This is a genomic window from Pseudomonas sp. MM211, assembly GCF_020386635.1.
GTDB lineage: Bacteria > Pseudomonadota > Gammaproteobacteria > Pseudomonadales > Pseudomonadaceae > Aquipseudomonas.
Genome location: NZ_CP081942.1, coordinates 3,744,402 through 3,762,773 on the forward strand (window position 1 = coordinate 3,744,402; position 18,372 = coordinate 3,762,773).

The window sequence follows — 18,372 nt, forward strand, 5'->3', positions numbered from 1 at the left end:
ACTACGTATCCCATCAAACTGCTTGCACAGCATCCTCATGGGTCATCCCGTCGGATTGCCGACTCCACAATCGGTAGTAATAACCACGTTTCTTGAGCAGCTCCTGATGGCTGCCATCCTCGACGATGCGCCCCTTGTCGAAGACCACGATGCGATCAAGGTGAGCAACGGTGGACAGCCGGTGGGCCACCACGATCACCGTCTTGCCATCCATGATCTCGTCCAGCTTGTTCTGAATGAAGTGCTCGGTGATCGAATCCAGGCTCGAGGTGGCCTCGTCCATCACCAGTATCGGCGCGTTCTTCAGCACGACACGGGCAATGGCGATGCGCTGGCGCTGCCCGCCGGACAGTTTGACGCCGCGCTCACCGACCAGCGAGTCGTAGCCCTTGTCCATCGACTCGATAAAGGCACTCGCCCCGGCTCGATGAATGGCTGCCGCCAGCTCCTCCTGGGACGCATCGAGCCGCCCGTAATGGATATTTTCGCGAATGCTGCGGTGAAAGAGCCCCGGTTCCTGGGGAATCAGCCCGATCTGCTGATGCAGTGACTGTTGGGTGACCTCACGCACATCCACGCCATCGATCGTCACCTGGCCACCATTGACGTCGTAAAGACGCAGCAACAGGTTGAGCAAGGTCGATTTTCCCGAGCCGGAGGAGCCGACCAAGCCAACGCGCTGTCCGGCGGGAATGACCAGATCGAGGTGCTCGAAGATCGGTTTGTCTGGCGAATAGCCGAAGGCGACATCACGAAACGCCACCTCTCCCCGGCTGACCTGCAAGCTGCTGGCATCTGGCCTGTCCACCACTTCATGGGGACGGATCAGCGTGCGAACGCCATTGGCGATGTTGCCCGACGCCTCGAAGAACTCGAGGAATCGCCGGGATAGGCTGGCCACATCATTGATGATCAACAATGAAAGGCTGGTGGCCATGACGAACGTGGCGATGCTGATCTGCCCGCTGCGCCACAGGTAAAGCGACAACACCAGCACACTGATCTTCAGCAGCATTCCCGATATCGACTGGAACCAGCGAATCTTTTCCATGTAGCCAAACGAGCGGTAGGCAGCACCCACTTCACGCTCCAGGTAGTCACCCAGATAGTCGTGTTCGAAGGAGTGGCGAGCGAACAGACGGATGTTGGTCAGGTTACTCACGGCATCGACCACCTTTCCGTTACTGGTGCTGCGCGCTGCTGAATATTGTTGAGCCAACGGATGGCTACGTTTGGCCAGGTGATAGCAAACAGCGATGAACAGCACCGACCAGCCGAACATCAGCAAGGCCAGCAGCGACGACGCCGTCCATAGCAGAGCGGTGGCCAGAATCAGGGTGACGGCCAGGGGAATCAGATCGAACAGGAGAATGCTCAGCGTCTGGTTGACGCCCAGGGCCACTTCGGAAACCCGATGCGCAAGAGCGCCGGCGAACTCACTGCTGACGAAGCGATGAGAATGCTGCTGCAGGTAGGCGAATACGGTATGCGTCACGGTACGGCGCTGCTGCGGCAGCACGCGGATATGACAGCCGGTCGCACTGCGGGTGAACAGCACCTCGAGCAGTATCAGGCCTGCGAACGCCAGTACCGGCCATTGCAGGATCACCCTAGCGTTCTCCACGCTGAGCCCCTCACTGACCAGCCGCGTGATCTGCCCCAGCCCCCAGGGCACGAGGACGGTACATATCACCGCAGCGACCTGCAGCAGCAGGATGGCCAGATACCAGGGTTTGTAGTGCCTGACGAAGAACAGCACGAACTGCAGCGGGGTATCCGGCAGGCTGCGGATCTTCCAGTCGAGCGGGTCGCTCGGGGCGCGCGGGGTCAATCTGAAAACGCTCATGGCGTACGAATCCTTGCGGCAGGTAGGGTTACGCCGGAGTGGCAAGTTGCAGATTGAAGCGGGTAAGCGGCAGTGGTTCGCCGTTCTCCTCGAAGGTGCGGTGGCTGGCGGTATCGGCGATGAAGCCGGCGCTACGGTAGAAGCCGGCACCACGCTGGTTGCCGTCCAGTACCCAGGCGGTAACGGCACGGTAGCCGGCGTCTTGCATTGCCTGCCGGGCCGCCACCCAGAGGTGTGAGCCGATGCCCTGCCCCCAGGCCTCAGGCAGCAGGTAGATGGCCATCAGCTCGCCGGTCGCAGGGGCGGCGCCCTCATCACGGCTGTCGCCAAACGAGCACCAGCCCAGTACACGCCCCTCGGCTTCGGCGACTCGGATCACCGGCTCCCCTGCGGCGATGGCCTTGTCGAACCAGGCCACACGACGCTCCAGGCTATCGTTCAATGCGGCAAGATAAGCAGCTGACAGCAGGTCACGGTAGGTCACTTGCCAACTGCGGATATGCAGTTGCGCGATAGCCCGTGCATCTTCAGCCTGCGGTGGACGAATCAGCACACTGGCTGCAATCCAGGTCATTTTTCACAGGCCTCCCGCCCAGTCTTCACGCTCGCCGCACAATTGCCGGCATAACCATGGAGCACAGCCCGTGCCAACGGCACAATTCTCATAAATTCATGTGGTTAGGAGTAGACAGCGACAGTTGGAGAATGCCCCTTGGGGCAAACTGCTGGAACGCTGTCTGCCCGGTAACAGCAGCCGCTCAACCAGTGACCGAGCTGCCTGCCTTTTGTGCCAGGCGACGAAACAGCAACCAGGATGACGCACATAGCAATCCGCACAGCAACATGGTCAGGCTCAGGTCGGAAGCGTGAATCTCGGAATGGCCGCGAAGATTCATGATCGCGCTCAGTACGACCGCTGCCAGCCCTATCGCCAGGCTCATGCTCAGTTGCATGGACATCGCCGACAGACTGCTGGCGCGACTTGCCAGCTCCACGGGCACGTCGGAAAAGGTCAATGCCCCCAGGGTACTGAACTGCAGCGAACGAATGACGCCGCCAACGAACAGCAAGACCACGATCAACCAGTACGGCGTCTGCGCATCGAAGACCGCACACAGCGCGATGGAGCCCCCCGCCAACAAGGAGTTGCCCAGCAAGGTGCGGCGAAAGCCGAAGCGTTTGACGATGCGCACCGAAAGAAACTTGATGGTCAGCGCGCCGGCGCCACCGGCCAGTGTCAGCAGGCCGGCTACCAGTGGGCTGAGGCCAAAGCCGACCTGGAAAAGCAGCACCAGCAGAAACGGCTGTGAAGCACTGCCGAGACGAAACAGGTTGCCGGCCCAGATGGCCGTAGCGAACGTCGGCACCTGCAACAGCCGCAGATCGATCAATGGCTGCGGTGCATGCCGCGCATGGCGCACATAGAGGGTCGCACTGCTCACCCCCAGCAACAGCAATGCAATGACCCAGGGCGTAGGCAGCAAGCCGTGGCCAATGGCTTCGAAGGTGAATACCAGGCTGGCTAGGCCGAGGCCACTGAGCACGAAACCCAGTCCATCGAGCTTCGCCTGCGGCTGCGCCGGGTATTCCGGCACATGGCGGCGGATCATCAGGATACCCAGCACGCCGATGGGCACATTGATCAGAAAGATCCATTGCCACGACAACAGGGTAACCAGCAGCCCACCCAGCGGCGGGCCAAGCACCGGGCCGAGCAATGCCGGGATGGAAAGAAAGGCCATGGCTTGCAGCAAATGCTCGCGGCGCGCCCAGCGCAGCAGGATCACCTGCCCGACCGGAACCATCATCGCCCCGCTGGCCCCCTGCAACAGCCGCGACAGAGACAGCTGCAGCAATGAACCGGAGGCCGCGCAGGCCAGCGAACTGAGCATGAACAGCAGGATGGCCGCGATGAACACCCGCCGCGGCCCGAAACGATCCGCCGCCCAACCGCTAACCGGCACGAACAGCGCCACGGCAAGCAGATACAGCGACACCACCAGGTTCATGCGCACCGTTGGCTCGCCGAAGTCTGCCGCCATCTGTGGTAGCGCCGTCAGCACCGCCGTCGCGTCGAGCAGCTCCATGAACAGTGCGCAGCCGATGATGATCGGTACCGTGCGGGAAAACGACTCACTCGCCATCAGGTAAGCGCCGTGCCGGACAGATCCTTGTGCAACAGATGCACGCTGGGTTCATCCTCCCGCGGCCCCAGATCCTGCCAGCCGTGTCGCTGGTAGAAACGCCATTCGGGCCGGTTCGTCGGATGAGCGCTGAGACGCACCGCCGAGCACCCCAGGCCGGCGAAAAACTGCATGGCGTAGGCCTGCAGTTCATCACCGAGCCGGTTGCCACGCCACTGCGGCAGCAGGTAGAACAGGCTCACGTACCCCAGCGCTGGCGGGTGTTGCGACAGGATGCTCATCTGGATCTGCCCGACTATTCGGCCATCCAGCCAGGCATGCATCGCTGAACCTGGCAGGCTCTCCTGGCGCTGTCTCAATCGCGCCAGGTAGCGCGTAGCGCCTTGGCCATCAGCCCCATGGAAGCTATCGGTGGAGCCGAAGCTGCCCTGTATGGCGTCCTCACAAAAGCGCACGCAGATATCGGCATGGCGCTCGAGGTCGATCGAACACAAGGTCAACTGGGGGCGATCAGAACGCATTTCACTCATACTTTGTCTGATAGGCCAGATCGATATCCCGTGCGAGTGCCACGTATTCGGAATCCTGCAGGCGCACATCGGGCATTTCTGTGCGGCGGCTCATCCAGATGGGGTGTCCCCAGCGCGGGTCATTTTTGTACCGTGGAACGATATGAAAATGCAGATGAGGAACGCTGTTGCCCAGACTTTCTAGGTTCATGTGATCAGGACTGACCACTTGCCTGACGGCCGCTTCGGCCCGGCGCAGATCATCGGCGAAGAGCCGCCACTGGTCACTGTCGAGCTGCCCTGGGTGTACCGCATGCCCGAGGTCGTAGATCAGTGCACAGGTGCCTCGATAAGCCTGATTGGCGCTGAGGTAAAGCGACGATACGGACAGCGTCGTGACAAAGTGCAGGAGCTGCGTGTACTTCGCCCTTGGCGCGCAGAGTGGGCAGCCTTTGCCATGCAGCAATTCATCCCAGGCTGGTAGCTCAGTCACACGCCCTCCCTGAAACGATTAGAGGGACGAATGCACGAGCCGCGCGCTTGCGGCCTCGCACGAATGCAAGCAAGCACGCGTCGTCCATGCCATTCATACGGCAATTCGCCACAGCCGCGCCTCGTCGAACAGCAGTGCCGGGCTTTCCGGCTCTGCGGACGGAACGATCAGGTCGACGCCCGCACCCGGCAACCGCGGCACGGCACCCAACAGGCGCTGGGTATAGGCTTGCTGCGGGGCAAGAAACACCGATTCGACCGGGCCATGTTCGATGGCGCGCCCCTGGTGCATGACCAGTACTTCATCGCTGACGTGGCGGATCACCCCGAGGTCATGGGAGATGAACAGGTACGCCAGGCCCAGTTCAGCCTGCAGATCCGCCAGCAGATCGAGCACCTGGGCCTGCACCGAGACATCCAGCGCCGAGACCGGCTCATCACAGATGATCAGCTGCGGCTCGCTGGCGATGGCTCGCGCGATGGCCACCCGCTGGCGTTGCCCACCTGACAACAGCAGCGGCCGGCGAGCGGCGATATCGGCCGGCAAACGCACCTTGTCCAGCAGCTCACTGACGCGTTCCTGGCGATCCGCTGCCGGAACACCCGCTACCTCCAGTGCGTCAGCCAGAATCTGCCCGACGCTCCAGCGCGGATCGAACGAGCTGAGTGGGTCCTGATAGATCACGCTGATCGCACGGCGGTATGGGCGCCGGGACTTCTCCTCGACGCCGACGCCGTTCCAGAGCTGGCCGAGAAAACGAACCTCACCCTGATCGGCGGGCAGCAAGCCTAGCGCCATGCGCGCCACGGTGGTTTTCCCCGAACCGGATTCACCGACGATGCCCAGCGTCTGTCCCGCACGCAGCTCGAAGGACACCTCGTCGACGACCTGACGGCTCTGCCCGTCCGGCCCCTGATAACGCTTGCCGAGGCCATGTGCCGCCAGCAACACCGGCGTATCCGAGTTTGCACGGAGAACAGGGACCGGCCTTGCCACGCCCTGGCGATAGTCTCGTACCGCGTGGATGCTCGGTCGGTACGGCATCGAGCAGCGAGCGGGTATACGGATGCTGCGGGTTCTGCAGCACTTGCTGCATGGCCCCCTGCTCCACCACTTCACCCTGCCTGAGCACCACGACTTCATCAGCGAGCTGCGCCACGACCGCGAGGTCGTGACTGATGATCAGCAGGGAATCACCCCGTGCCTTGATCTCCTGCAACACGCCAAGGATCTGCGCCTGCACGGTGGCATCCAGCGCGGTGGTCGGCTCATCGGCGATGATCAGCCCTGGCGTCAGCGCCAGTGCGCTGGCGATCAATGCGCGTTGACGCAACCCGCCGGAGAGCTGATCCGGGCGCTGCCGGGCACGCAACTCGGGCTCGGGCACGCCGACCGTGTCCAGCAGTTCCAGTACCCGCGCGGAACGCTCATGGCGCGTGCCCCAACCGTGGGTTTGCAGCACTTCGAGAATTTCCTTGCCCACAGGCCGGAGCGGATCCAGTGACACCAGGGCATCCTGCAACACGAAGCCGATCTCCTTGCCGCGCAATCGGCGCCATTGCCGCTCGGACAGGGTCAACAGATCATGCCCCGCGTAGCTCAGACGACGGGCGCTGACCTGCGCGCCACTGCCGGCAAGGCCCACCAGGCTGCGCGCAGTGACGCTCTTGCCGGAACCGGACTCGCCCACCAGGGCGATGGCCTTGCCCGGCTCAAGGGTGAACGAAAGGTCGCGGATCACCTGGCGATCCGCGAAGGTGATGGACAATCCTTCGACGATCAGACTGCGCTCACTCATGACAGGCGTCCCTCTAGTCGCTGCTGCAGATAACGCCCGACGACGGTGGTGGACAGCGTGGTCAGGACGATGAAAGCCCCCGGAAAGAAGGTCAGCCACCAGGCGTTGGCGATGAAGTCCCGGCCCATGGACAGCATGGTGCCCCACTCGGGCGCAGGCGGTGGCGCGCCCATGCCCAGAAAGCTGAGTGCCGACGCCCAGACGATCGCCTGACCAATGCCCATGGTCACGGTGACCAGCAACGGGCGCATGGCATTGGGCAGCAGTTGCCGCAGGATGATGCGCCGCGGCGAGTGGCCCAGCGCCCGCGCGGCCTCGATATAACCCGAGCCTTTGACGGCGAGCACCTGGCCGCGAACCATCCGCGCATAGCCGGGTGCCGCGCCGAGCCCAGTGGCCACGATCAGCGGAATCAGCCCGGTGCCGAAAATGGCCACGAACAGCAGTGCCAGCACCAGCGAAGGGAACGCGAAGAGGATCTCCAGCAGCCAGCCCACTGCGCGATCCGTGCGCCCGCCGGCGAGCCCGCCCAGCAAACCAAGGTAGATGGCGATGGACATGGCCAGAAAGGTCGCGGCCAGGCCAATGGTCAGTGACTGTCCGGCGCCATGAATCACCCGCGAGTAGATGTCCCGCCCGGATTGATCGGTGCCGAACCAGTGCGCCCAGCCTGGCGCCTGGAATGCGTCGCGCGGCGCGATGCTCAGCGGATCGGTATGGCTGAACAGTTGAGGCAGCAGTGCCGCGATGATCAACAGCAGCAGAAACATTGCGGCCAGCAACGCCGCCCAGGGCAGTTTGTGGCGGCGTAGTCGCACAGGCGTTGGAAGCAGCACTTGGGTATTGAGCATCAACTCACTCATACGGTCGCCTCCTGGCGTGGGTCGACCCACTGATAGAGCGCATCGACCACCACGTTGATCAATACGTAGCCGGCAGCGACCACCAGGCTGATGCCGATGGCCAGCGGCAGATCCTGGGCCTGCACCGCCTGGTACAACTGACGCCCCAGGCCGCGCCGGGAGAAAATCACCTCCACCACCACCGCCCCGCTGATCAGCGAACCAATGGCCCAGCCGGAGAGGGAAATACCCGGCAGCAAGGCATGCCGAAGCGCATGGCGAAAGCGCACGGCGATATCACTCAAACCTCTCGTACGGGCAGTCAGCACAAAAGGCTGCTCGAGCGTCAGTTCCAGGGACTCACGGGTGACCTGGGCGATGAAACCGGCCAGGGGAATGGCCAGTGCCAGGGATGGCAGGATCAGCGTGCGCCAGCCGTCGCTGCCAGCCGGTGGAAACCAGCGCAGGCCAAAGGCGAACACCGCCAGCAGCAGAATCGCCAGCCAGAAGTGGGGAATCGAAGCGGCCAGGGTCTCGAGCATGGAAGCCAGGCCGCCCACCCAGTGCCTGCGCCCGGCGGTCAGCACCGTAAGCAGCAGCACCAGCAGCCAGGCCAGCAATAGCGAGAACAGCGTCAGCTCCAGGGTTGGCCAGAACTGCTCGGCCAGCACTCGGGTAACCGGCAGGTGCTGCGAGTAGGACGAGCCCAGATCGCCCTGTACCAGCTTCCCCAGGTACAGCCCGTATTGCACTGGCAATGGCTTGTCGAGGCCGTACTCGCGGGTGGCCTCGGCGATGGTCTCGGGGGTCGGATTGCCGCTCGGCCCACCGAGGATCGCCAGCACGGGATCGCCTGGCATCAAGCGCATCACGAAGAAGATCAACGTGGCAATCGCCCAGAGAACGAACGCGCCGCCCAACAGCCGATGAAAAAATCGCCTGGCCAAGGCGACCCGACGCTGACGACGAGGATCGGGCGTGAATGCTGCAACGGAATCGCTCATTTGTTCACCCATGCGTCGTACAGATATGGAACGGCCAGCGATGGCTCCAGGTGCACGCCCTGAGTGGTCTTGTAGATGCCCAGCCGCGTGCTTTGCGGGTAAGTGGTCAGCTGCAGGTACTGGCGCGAGATGATTTCCTGGGCCTGGTAATAGAGGCGCGCACGGACGTCGGCGTCCTGAGTCGCCAGCGCGGCTTTCATTACCGAGTCAAAGTCCGGGTCGGCGAAGCCAGCGGTGTTCTGGTGATAGCCACCAACCCCTGCGGGCTGGACGAACTCGGAGCCGAACACGATGCGCAGCACGTCAGCCGTGTTGGTGTTCCAATAGCCAATGCGAATGTCGTACTCCCAGTCCGCCTGGCGCTTGGTCGCCTGCACGTCGCTCATCTGTTCTAGCTGCACATCGATTCCCACCTGCCGGGCAGTCGCCTGCACCTGCTCCCAGAGGGTCAGCTCCGACGGCGCCGTACGGCTACCGATCACCACGTTGACATGCAAGCGCTTGCCATCCCGGGTTCGGTAGCCCTGCTCGTCACGCTGCATCCAGCCAGCTTCGTCGAGCAGTTCGGCGGCGCGCTTCGGGTCGTACGCCTGGGCGGCTTCGAAATCGCCGCTGTAGAACCGGGTCGCCGAGCTGAGCGGCCCGCCCGAACGCGGAAACTCGCCGAAGTACACGCTTTTCAGCGCACCCTCGACGTCGGCACTGCGCACGAAGGCTTCGCGCACGCGCACGTCGTCGAACGGCGCACGAGTGATGTTCAAGGTGCCATTGGTGGGGTTGCCCGGGCGCTGGGCGATGATCAGTTGCAGATCGGGGTTGCGCCGTGCCGCTTCGTGGGATTCCGGCGGTAGCGTCTCGATGACGTCGACCTCACCCGCCTGCAGCGACGCGAAACGAACCGAGGGCTCCTGAATGAATTTCCACTGAATGCGTTCCAGGTAGGCCGGCCCCTGATGCCATGCGGTAGGTGGCGCCGAGTTATAGCCGCTGTTGCGCTCGAGCAGAACCTGGTTCTGCCGCTCCCAGCGCACCACCTTGAAAGGCCCGCTGCCCACCGGGCTCTGGCAATTTTCATCGCGGCTGCGTCGCAGCGCCGCCGGCGACTGAATGCCCAGGAAGCCCTGGGCCAGCACCTCGAGGAATGCCGCATAGGGCGCATTCAAACGTACTGCCGCGGTGTACTCGTCAATGATGTCGGTAGCCACATATTGGCGAATGTAGCCACCGGCCGTGCTCGACTGGGTCTTGGGGTTGACGATGTGTTCGAGGTTGGCCTTGAGTGCCTGCGCGTTGAATGGCGTGCCATCGGTGAAGCGCACATCGTCGCGCAAATGGAAGGTGTAGGTTTTGCCGTCCTCCGACACGTCCCAGGACTTGGCCAGCCAGGGGCCGATCTCGCCTTTCTCGTTCATCGACACCAGCGAATCGAGAAACTGCCTGGCGACGAACAGTTGCGGCATATCTCCAGCCACATGCGGATCGAGACACGTCGGCTCGCGATCAGTGGCGTAGATCAAGGTGCCGCCGCTCACGGGCTTGTCACTGCGCGCCTGGGTCGCCACCTCTGCCCCGCAGCCGGCAAGAAGAATGGCACACAGCGCAGTGGCGCCGAGCGAACGAACCGGTCGGCCGCCTGGGAGGCTTTGCCGGGCGAATGGCTTGAAATGGGTATAGATAGGCATGTCATGCTCATTGCGAATGTCGAAGCGTCTGTTGCACCCTGCGTGCCAGGCCAGAAACCCAGTGAAACCGGGCTTCGGGCGAGCGAACTGAGGTCATCAGGAAACAAACTGTGCAGGTGCTGTTGGCAGGCAGACAGCTGGCGCCTGAAACGCTAGCTGCCGCCCCTCATCACCAGAAGCTGTACTGGACGCCCGCATAGGCGCCAAAGCCGTCACCTGGGATGATCGAGCGCACATCGACACCGCGCGCATCATGGGTCGGGCTGATGGAGGCGGCGTACTTCTCGTCGGTGATGTTGCGCAGATCGAGGTAGACGGACCACTCCTTCTTCGGCGAATCCCAGCCCAGTACCGCGCCCCACAGGTTGTAGGAACCTGCGTACTGGCTATTGGCGAAGTCGATCGGCGCCTTGGAGGCGTAGTAGGTGTTCACGCCGACGTACACACCATTGTTGAAGTCGTAACGCAGCTCTGCCTGGTAGTTGTGCTTGGGCACGCCCGGCAAGTCATTGCCGCCGAACTGATCGTCGTCCCGGTAGAAGAAATCGCTGTAGGTGTAGGACTGGCGCAGGCTCAAGGCATTGCCGGCATTCTCGTAAAGCACCGACTGCAGGCCGAACTCGATGCCCTGGTGGATGGTGTCGCTGGCGTTGTATTCGGCGGTGAGCGCATCGGCGGTCGAGGTCGCCTCGCGGATCACCACCGACAGCAGTTCATCCTGCACATGGGAGCGGTAGAAGGTCAGATCCCATGCATGGCGGCCGTACTCGCCTCGCGTACCGAACTCCAGCGTGTCGGCGATCTGCGGTTCTAGCTGCTGACCACCGGAATTGAGCCCGGTCGCAGGGCCGGACGTGAAGGCCTGGGTCCTGAAACGAACGCCCACGACTGCTGAGCCTCAACGGTGCGGCTGAGGTTACCGAACAGCTGCCAGTTGGGGCTCAGCTGATAGCGGGCACCGATACGCGGGACGAACTCCCAATCGTTCTTCTCGATCGGGTTGTTGGGATTGTCGGCCTGACCGCCCACCGGGTACGACACTTCGGCACGGCGGCGAAACTCGACGGCAGACAGGCCTACATCCAACCAGAAACGCTCGTCCACCCATTCCATTTCATTGCTCAGGCTGAACACCGTATCGGAGCCGTCGTATTCAGTTTTGCGTACCTGGGTGCCAACCGGCAAACCGGCGGTATTGCCCCCGGGAACACGCACGCTGATCTTCGAGTAACCGTTGGCGTGCTGGGTACGCAGCGCGCTGAAACGCGTGGTGCTGTTCTTGCCCCACAGCGAATCGAGGCGGTCATATTTCAGGCTGGCGGAGTAGTCGGTAAAGCCCCAGTAGTTGCGGTTCACGCCCTGTTTGGCGTCGATGGGATAGTCGTGATAAACCAGCCCCAGTTCCAGGTTCGAGCCATCGTCAAAGGCGTATTCGGTCTTGTTGGCAAGCCAGGTGGAACCCGGCTGCTTGCGGTGTGCGCCGACGTTGACGCTGGTCGGGTTGGCCTGCTTGGGGTCGTCCTGCAACTGCGCCTTGGTGATGTAGCCGGGGGTCTCGTTGTCCGTGGTGCGGTAGCGGTAATAGAAGCGCGTCTTCAACTGCGGAGAAAACTGATAGCCGATATTGGACGCGACACCAGCGCTCTTGCCGCGGGTCTGGTCCTGAAAACCGTCTGCAGCGGAATCCGTCAGGCTGACGTAATAATCGAGCGGGCCGAACACCTGGCCCGAACTGATCTGGCGCTTCTGGTAGCCGTAACTGCCCGCCTCGTAACGGACCTGCAAAGGCGCGGCGTTGTGGCCCGTCTTGGTCACGTAGTTGATGGCGCCGCCCAGGTAGAGCGAGCCGACATCGAACGCATTGGCACCACGTAGCACTTCGGTATGGCTCAGGCCCAACGGCTCGAACAGCTCATAGGGTGTGCCGCCCGGCCCGGAAACCGGCAGCCCGTCGAAGAGAAAGAAGATCCCCGCACGGAAATAGCCAACGCCCTTGTTGATGCCTGAACCGCGGATGGAAATGCGGATGCCGTCATTGTTACCACCGCCCTGGGTGGCCAGGACTCCCGGCTGCAGGGCGAACACATCGGTGCTGGTGGATACCCGGCCCTTCTCGACCCGCGCCGAGTCGACAAAATTCACACCACCGGCCACTTCCTTGAGAGTGCTTTCGGCAAGCTCGGTGGCGTCCAGTGATTCGCCCTGAACGACCACCGTGCCCAGCCGACTGTCTTGCTCCGCTGCTTGCCTGCCCGTGTCCGCCTGCACCACCTGTAATCCACCGATGAAAAGCACCGTGGCACTCACACCCCAAGAAGGTGAAAACACTGCCCGCATTGCATTTCTAGTTCGTTTACGCGTTTTCATCTTAATTACGCCCCAGCGTTATCAAAGCCCACACAAACAACAATCAAGTTTGCTGACACCGATCACAGGGAGCATTTACCGTGCCAGATAAAAACATCGAAAAGGCATGTTTTTCATTAAGAAAACTCAACGCACTGAATATTTCCAGACACTTGATGATTAATCAGTGACCCGCCAAGAACACTTATTCTCAAGACACAAAAAGCTGCTCAAGGACAGCAATCTGCAAATTACGAAGTGAACGTAAAGTTATTACCGAGCGCAAAATAAAAACAGAAAAATGGAATAAGCAGCCGTATGAAACAGCAGGCGCCATTTGAATGCACACACTCATCGGGCAAGTTATAAACAACGAAGGGAGTAATTAACGCGAGGTGCTACGCGGGAGAGACTTGGCAGGACGTTACAGTCAATCGCTAATAGCCTGGTGCTGGCTGTTATCCATCAGCACCAGGCAACGCCGAGTAATCGAACGATCACTCAGAACAGCCCTGACGTCGGCGGTTCGATTCCCTTGAGTCGCCATGCACCCACGGCTGCAGCCTTCCAGTGACGTGGGTTGTGGTTCGCTACCGTGCGGGCGTTGCGCCAATGGCGATCCAGATTGTGGCTGCGCCCCGTGGTGGATGCGCCACCCACATCGAACACCAGTTCGGCAGCTTTCAGCGCAGCTTCGATTGCAAGGTACTGCGCCTGCGCCACATCGACCGAGGCACGGGTAATCGCCTCCTGATTGAGGCCCGCGGCCCAGGCGGCATCGATGCTTTGCGCTGCGCGAAGTACCAGCGCCTCGGCAGCAAAGGCCCGTGCGGAAATCTCGCCGACCGAAAACTCCACGTAGGGATCGTCAACCGAGCGGCTGGCGCTGCTGTGCTTGATCGGCCGCGCATGCTCGCGGGCGAAATGCACCGCATCGTGCAGCGCGTTGCGCGCGATACCGGCCTCCACCGCCGCCAGGAACAGCTGCAGGAAAGGCGTGACGATGGAGCGCTGCCCGTCACTGCCCGGGCGCGTACGAATCTCATCGGGGTGAACGATGACGTTGTTCAGAAGCGTGGTACCGCTGGCCGTCAGACGCTGCCCCATGGCATCGAAATCGTCATGCAGCTCCAGGCCCTCGCGGTCACGGGGAAGGATGAACGACACGGGCTGCTCGTTCTCATCCAGCGCCACGGCGCTCACCCAGTCGGCGTACAGCGATCCGGTGCTGTAATACTTGCTGCCATTGGCCCGGTAGTGCTCGCCCTCGCGAACGATACGGGCACTTATCGCACCATTGGCCCCGCCCACTTCCCAGCCGGCATTACCAACCACTTCACCGGCCAGATAACGCGCGAACCAGCGCTCACGCTCTTGCTCACCGTCGCGCAGCAACAGGCCTTCGATGAAGGAAAAACTCGGCCGCAGCGCCTGGGCGATGTTGGAGTCGGCTGCCGCGAGATCGACGATGAATTCGATCACCTCGCGTACGCTCGCCCCACTGCCGCCATAGGCTTTGGGAATACGCCAGGTCAACAAACGATCGCCTGCCAAGGCGCGAATCTGCTCGGTCGGCAGCTTGCGCTGGCGCTCCCGCTCGGAGGCGCCCTCGGCAATGCTCGCCAGGCGTGTACGAGCCAGTTGCCTGAGTTCGGCAACGCTCAGGGAGTCAGTAGGGTTGGTGTTGACGGCCTGCAAAGTCATAAGGTGGTCTCGATGCTGGCGGGCATTGGCGCAACCTTGTGCGCCTGCCCGCGGGTGAATGTGTCGGCGGGTCAGGCGTGGGTAGCTGCCTGCGGGAACCGCAGTGGCTGGCTGGGAACGGATAGCGCCGCAGGGTCGCGATAACGGGCACCGTGGTGATCCGCCGGAAGCCGCGAGTGCCCGGCGCCAAACAGGCGCTCGCGCAGTGTTTCACCGGGTTCGTAGCGCTCGCGGAAACGGCCTCGTTTGCGCAGTTCGGGAACCACCAGCTCGATGAAGTCACGGGCGGTCTCGAACGACAGGTACTGACGCAGGTTGATGCCGTCGATGCCGTCCTCGTCGAGCCATTTCTCGATTTCGTCGGCCACCGTTCGCGGCGTCCCGGCCACGAAGAAACGGCCCTCATTGAAGCCGTTGATGCGCGACAGGGCATCCGCCACGGTGGCGTTCGAGTCGTTCTGGCGCAGCAACCCCCAGGCTGCAGCGCCTTCGGGCAACACATCGACCAGGCGCGCCTGTGGCGGGAACGCAGTCAGGTCGATGGGCGCCTGCATGTGTGCCAGAGCGCCTTCGACGCTGTGCAGGCGGCGGTAGCTTTGCAGTTTCTCCTGCACCTCCAGGTCGGTGCGTCCGACGATCACCCCAGCCTGGACGATGAACTTGATGCCCAGGGGATCGCGGCCGTTGGCGCGCGCCTTCTCGCGCATGCGCTCGATGTTGCGGCGCACTTCCTGTGGGGTAGCCCCGCCGGTGAATACCACCTCGGCATGGCGGCCAGCGAACTCCATACCGGCTGCCGAGCCGGTGGCCTGGAAGAGCACCGGTGTGCGTTGGCGTGACGGCTGGCAAAGGTGCGGGCCGGCGACCTTGAAATGTTCACCGACATGGTTGATGTAGCGCACTTTGCTGGGGTCGGTGTAGACGCGTCGGGCACGATCGACCAACACCGCATCGTCGTCCCAGGAGCCTTCCCACAGCTTGTAGAGCACATCGAGATACTCGTCGGCGATCTCGTAGCGATGGTCATGGGGCACCTCGCCCTCCAGGCCGAAGTTACGTGCTGCATTGGGCAGGTAGGATGTCACCACGTTCCAGCCTACCCGTCCCTTGGTCAGGTGATCGAGGGTGCTCATGCGCCGAGCGAAGGCGAATGGCGGTTCATAGGTGGTGGAAAAGGTCGCGCCGAAACCCAGGTTCTGCGTCACCGCTGCCATGGCCGGGATGACCAGCATGGGGTCGTTGCTGGGGATCTGCACGCCTTCGCGCAGCGCGGTCTCGGGGCCGCCACGAAACTGGTCGTAGGCGCCCACGACATCGGCCAGAAACACGCCGTCGAAGGTGCCGAACTCCAGCAATTGCGCCAGCTCCGTCCAGTATTCGATGTCATTGAAGCGGTGACGGTTGTTTTCCGGGTGCACCCACAGGCCATGCACGATATGGCTGACGCAGTTCATCTCGAACAGATTAATGAGCAATTGCTTCGACACGGACGCCACGCTCCTCATGGATGTACAGAAAGGGAATCGCTGCCAGCAGCGTTCGGGTATAGGCGTGCTGAGGTCGGGCGAACACCTCGCGTACCGAGCCATGCTCCACGACCACGCCATCCTTCATGACCAGCACGCGGTCGCTCACCTGCTGCACCACACCCAGGTCGTGGGAAATGAACAGGCAGGCCAGCCCCAGGCGCTGCTTGAGATCTGCCAATAACTGAAGGATCTGCGCCTGCACCGACACGTCCAGCGCCGACACGGGCTCGTCGCAGACCAATACATCCGGCTCTGCAGCCAACGCGCGGGCAATGGCGATGCGTTGCCGCTGACCACCGGATAGCTCGATGGGGCGACGCGTCAGCAGCGCCGGGTCGAGCTGCACCAGGCGCAACAGTTCGAGGGCTCGCTGGCGTCGCGGCTCCCCCGAGGGGACACCTGCCACGGCGAGGGCTTCGTCGAGCACCCGGACGACCGTGTAGCGAGGGTCGAAGGAACTCAGGGGGTCTTGAAACACCACCTGAATGCGCTTGCGCTCCTGACGCTGCTGGGCCGCGGACAATTCGCCCCAGGGTCGGCCGCGCAGCACGACCTGCCCGCCGTCCGGTTTTTCCAGGGCCAGCAGCATGCGCGTCAGGGTGGTTTTCCCCGAGCCGGATTCACCGACGATGCCAAGGGTTTCACCGGCCCGCAGCGAGAACGACGTCGGGCTCACCACCGTGCGCACCTCACCGTCAGGCCCGCTGAAGTGCTTGCTGAGCCCCTGCGCCTCCACCACGGTAGGGCTTTCGGCGAACCGGTCCGTGCCCTCGCTGGATAGCGACGGGTCGCGCCGCACATGAACGGCAGCCGCCGCGCGCAACAGCGATTTGGTGTAGGCCTCACGCGGTGCATACAGCACCTGCTCGACCGGCCCCTGCTCGACGATCTCACCGTTACGCATCACCGCGACACGGTCAGCGAGGCGCGAGACCACCGCCATGTCATGGCTGACTACCAGCATCGCGCGATCCTGGCTGCGCAGCGACGCCAGCAAATCCATCACCTGCGCCTGTACCGTGGCATCCAGTGCCGTGGTTGGCTCATCGGCGATCAGCAGATCCGGATCACAGGCAATTGCCGAGGCGATCAACGCGCGCTGACGCAGGCCACCGGAGAGCTGATGCGGGTACTGCCGGGCGCGCATCTCGGGCTGGGGCACACCCACCGAACGCAGTAGCTCGATAACCCGTTCCTGGCGCTGCTCCCGGTTCAATTGAGTGTGCAGGCGCAGCGCCTCTTCGATCTCGAGGCCTACGGGGCGCAACGGATCAAGGGAGCCGAGCGCGTCCTGCATGACAAAGCCGATGCGCCCGCCACGCACGCCCTGCCAGTCACGCGGGCGATAGGTCAGCAGATCCTGGCCGTCGAACTGCAGCCGCCCTGCCCGAATCTGCGCGCCCTGGCCAGTGAGGCCGACCAGGGTGCGCGAAGTCACGCTCTTGCCCGAGCCGGACTCGCCAACCAGGGCCAGGCACTCGCCGCGGTAGAGCTGGAACGAAACACCCTTGACCACAGCAGCGTCGTGGGCGAAGCCAACGTGCAGGTCGTTCACGTCGATCAATGGATGGCTGGGTGCGCTCAAGAGGGTCATAGCGCCTTGCCCTCGCTGTGACGCAGCAATGCACGGCCCAGTGCGGTGATGGCAACCACCGTTAGGGTCACGGCGACGCCCGGAGCGGCAACCAGCCACCAGGCATTGCCCAGGAAGTTGCGGCCCACCGACAGCATCGCGCCCCACTCGGGAGCCGGTGGCGGCGCGCCAAAGCCGAGGAAACTCAGCGAGGCACCCGCGGCGATATTGCCGCCGATGCTGATGGTGGCGAGGATCAGAATCGGCTTGATCGCGTTGGGCAGTACGTGGCGAAGAATCACCACCACCGGCGGCAAGCCCAGCGTCAACGCCGCCTCGACATAGGCGGCACGCCGAACCAGCAGCGCCTGCGCACGCACCATGCGGGCGAAACGCGGGATACCGGCGATGCCGATAGCCACCACCGCATTGAGCATGCCCTGCCCCCAGAAGGTGATGATCAGCAACGCCAGCAGCAGATCCGGAAAGGCCAGCAGCACATCGATGAAGCGCATGATCGCCGCATCCAGCCAGCGATGACCGAGCCCCGCAGCGAGCCCCAGGACCACGCCACCAAGCAACGCGATGATGGTGGCCGCAACCCCCATCAACAGCGAAGCGCGAACGCCATGCACCAGGCGCGCGAACACATCGCGGCCATTTTCATCGGTGCCCAGCCAATGAGCGACGCCCGGTGCCTGGAAGGCATCCCGGGCGCTGGCCAGCAGCGGATCACCACGCACCAGCCAGCTCGGCTCGATACCGGCCAGCACCAGCAGCGCGACAAACAAACCCGCCAGCAGCAGGCCTGGGCGGCGCAGCAAAACCGGCGACCAGGCAGGCAGACGCAATCCTGGTCTGCTGCGCTGGCCAATGAATACTTCAGGAGTGGTCATGCTCAT

Annotated in this window: 16 protein-coding genes; all 16 read right to left on the minus strand. The window is 62.8% G+C overall.

What is annotated here, in order from left to right; all coding sequences use genetic code 11:
* Nucleotides 1–13: 13 nt before the first annotated feature.
* Nucleotides 14–1,846 carry an ABC transporter ATP-binding protein gene (locus K5Q02_RS17220; RefSeq protein ID WP_225832525.1) on the minus strand — a complete coding sequence of 611 codons (1,833 nt, stop codon included), beginning with the start codon at nucleotides 1,844–1,846 and terminating at the stop codon, nucleotides 14–16.
* 28 nt (nucleotides 1,847–1,874) lie between these two features.
* Nucleotides 1,875–2,420, minus strand: a complete 546-nt coding sequence (locus K5Q02_RS17225) for a GNAT family N-acetyltransferase (RefSeq protein WP_225832527.1) — start codon at nucleotides 2,418–2,420, stop codon at nucleotides 1,875–1,877.
* A 184-nt stretch (nucleotides 2,421–2,604) separates the two neighbouring features.
* Entirely contained in the window at nucleotides 2,605–3,990 is a 1,386-nt protein-coding gene (locus K5Q02_RS17230; protein WP_225832529.1) for an MFS transporter, read from the minus strand.
* Nucleotides 3,990–4,511, minus strand: a complete 522-nt coding sequence (locus K5Q02_RS17235) for a GNAT family N-acetyltransferase (RefSeq protein WP_225832530.1) — start codon at nucleotides 4,509–4,511, stop codon at nucleotides 3,990–3,992. Before K5Q02_RS17235 ends, K5Q02_RS17230 begins: the two co-directional genes overlap by 1 nt.
* Before the next feature lies 1 nt (nucleotide 4,512).
* The gene (locus K5Q02_RS17240) at nucleotides 4,513–4,992 is read right to left on the minus strand and encodes an HIT family protein (RefSeq protein WP_225832531.1); all 480 of its coding nucleotides are present in this window, start codon (nucleotides 4,990–4,992) and stop codon (nucleotides 4,513–4,515) included.
* A 93-nt stretch (nucleotides 4,993–5,085) separates the two neighbouring features.
* Nucleotides 5,086–5,868, minus strand: coding sequence for an ATP-binding cassette domain-containing protein (locus K5Q02_RS17245; RefSeq protein ID WP_225832533.1), 783 nt, complete (start codon nucleotides 5,866–5,868; stop codon nucleotides 5,086–5,088).
* The gene (locus K5Q02_RS17250) at nucleotides 5,822–6,790 is read right to left on the minus strand and encodes an ABC transporter ATP-binding protein (protein ID WP_225832535.1); all 969 of its coding nucleotides are present in this window, start codon (nucleotides 6,788–6,790) and stop codon (nucleotides 5,822–5,824) included. Before K5Q02_RS17250 ends, K5Q02_RS17245 begins: the two co-directional genes overlap by 47 nt.
* Nucleotides 6,787–7,653, minus strand: a complete 867-nt coding sequence (locus tag K5Q02_RS17255; RefSeq protein WP_225832537.1) for an ABC transporter permease — start codon at nucleotides 7,651–7,653, stop codon at nucleotides 6,787–6,789. Before K5Q02_RS17255 ends, K5Q02_RS17250 begins: the two co-directional genes overlap by 4 nt.
* Nucleotides 7,650–8,636, minus strand: a complete 987-nt coding sequence (locus tag K5Q02_RS17260) for an ABC transporter permease (protein WP_225832538.1) — start codon at nucleotides 8,634–8,636, stop codon at nucleotides 7,650–7,652. Before K5Q02_RS17260 ends, K5Q02_RS17255 begins: the two co-directional genes overlap by 4 nt.
* Complete coding sequence (locus K5Q02_RS17265; RefSeq protein ID WP_225832540.1) at nucleotides 8,633–10,318, minus strand: ABC transporter substrate-binding protein; 1,686 nt, start codon at nucleotides 10,316–10,318, stop codon at nucleotides 8,633–8,635. Before K5Q02_RS17265 ends, K5Q02_RS17260 begins: the two co-directional genes overlap by 4 nt.
* A gap of 169 nt (nucleotides 10,319–10,487) precedes the next feature.
* Nucleotides 10,488–11,204 (minus strand): TonB-dependent receptor, encoded by a 717-nt coding sequence (locus tag K5Q02_RS24360; RefSeq protein ID WP_268945233.1) that lies wholly within the window; start codon nucleotides 11,202–11,204, stop codon nucleotides 10,488–10,490.
* Complete coding sequence (locus K5Q02_RS17270; protein ID WP_268945234.1) at nucleotides 11,129–12,613, minus strand: TonB-dependent receptor domain-containing protein; 1,485 nt, start codon at nucleotides 12,611–12,613, stop codon at nucleotides 11,129–11,131. The genes K5Q02_RS24360 and K5Q02_RS17270 overlap by 76 nt, the downstream gene beginning before the upstream one ends.
* Before the next feature lie 552 nt (nucleotides 12,614–13,165).
* Nucleotides 13,166–14,368, minus strand: coding sequence for an acyl-CoA dehydrogenase family protein (locus K5Q02_RS17275; RefSeq protein WP_225832542.1), 1,203 nt, complete (start codon nucleotides 14,366–14,368; stop codon nucleotides 13,166–13,168).
* A gap of 71 nt (nucleotides 14,369–14,439) precedes the next feature.
* Entirely contained in the window at nucleotides 14,440–15,855 is a 1,416-nt protein-coding gene (locus tag K5Q02_RS17280; protein ID WP_225832544.1) for an LLM class flavin-dependent oxidoreductase, read from the minus strand.
* Nucleotides 15,833–17,491, minus strand: a complete 1,659-nt coding sequence (locus tag K5Q02_RS17285) for a dipeptide ABC transporter ATP-binding protein (RefSeq protein WP_225832545.1) — start codon at nucleotides 17,489–17,491, stop codon at nucleotides 15,833–15,835. The genes K5Q02_RS17280 and K5Q02_RS17285 overlap by 23 nt, the downstream gene beginning before the upstream one ends.
* Nucleotides 17,488–18,372, minus strand: coding sequence for an ABC transporter permease (locus K5Q02_RS17290; RefSeq protein ID WP_225832547.1), 885 nt, complete (start codon nucleotides 18,370–18,372; stop codon nucleotides 17,488–17,490). The genes K5Q02_RS17285 and K5Q02_RS17290 overlap by 4 nt, the downstream gene beginning before the upstream one ends.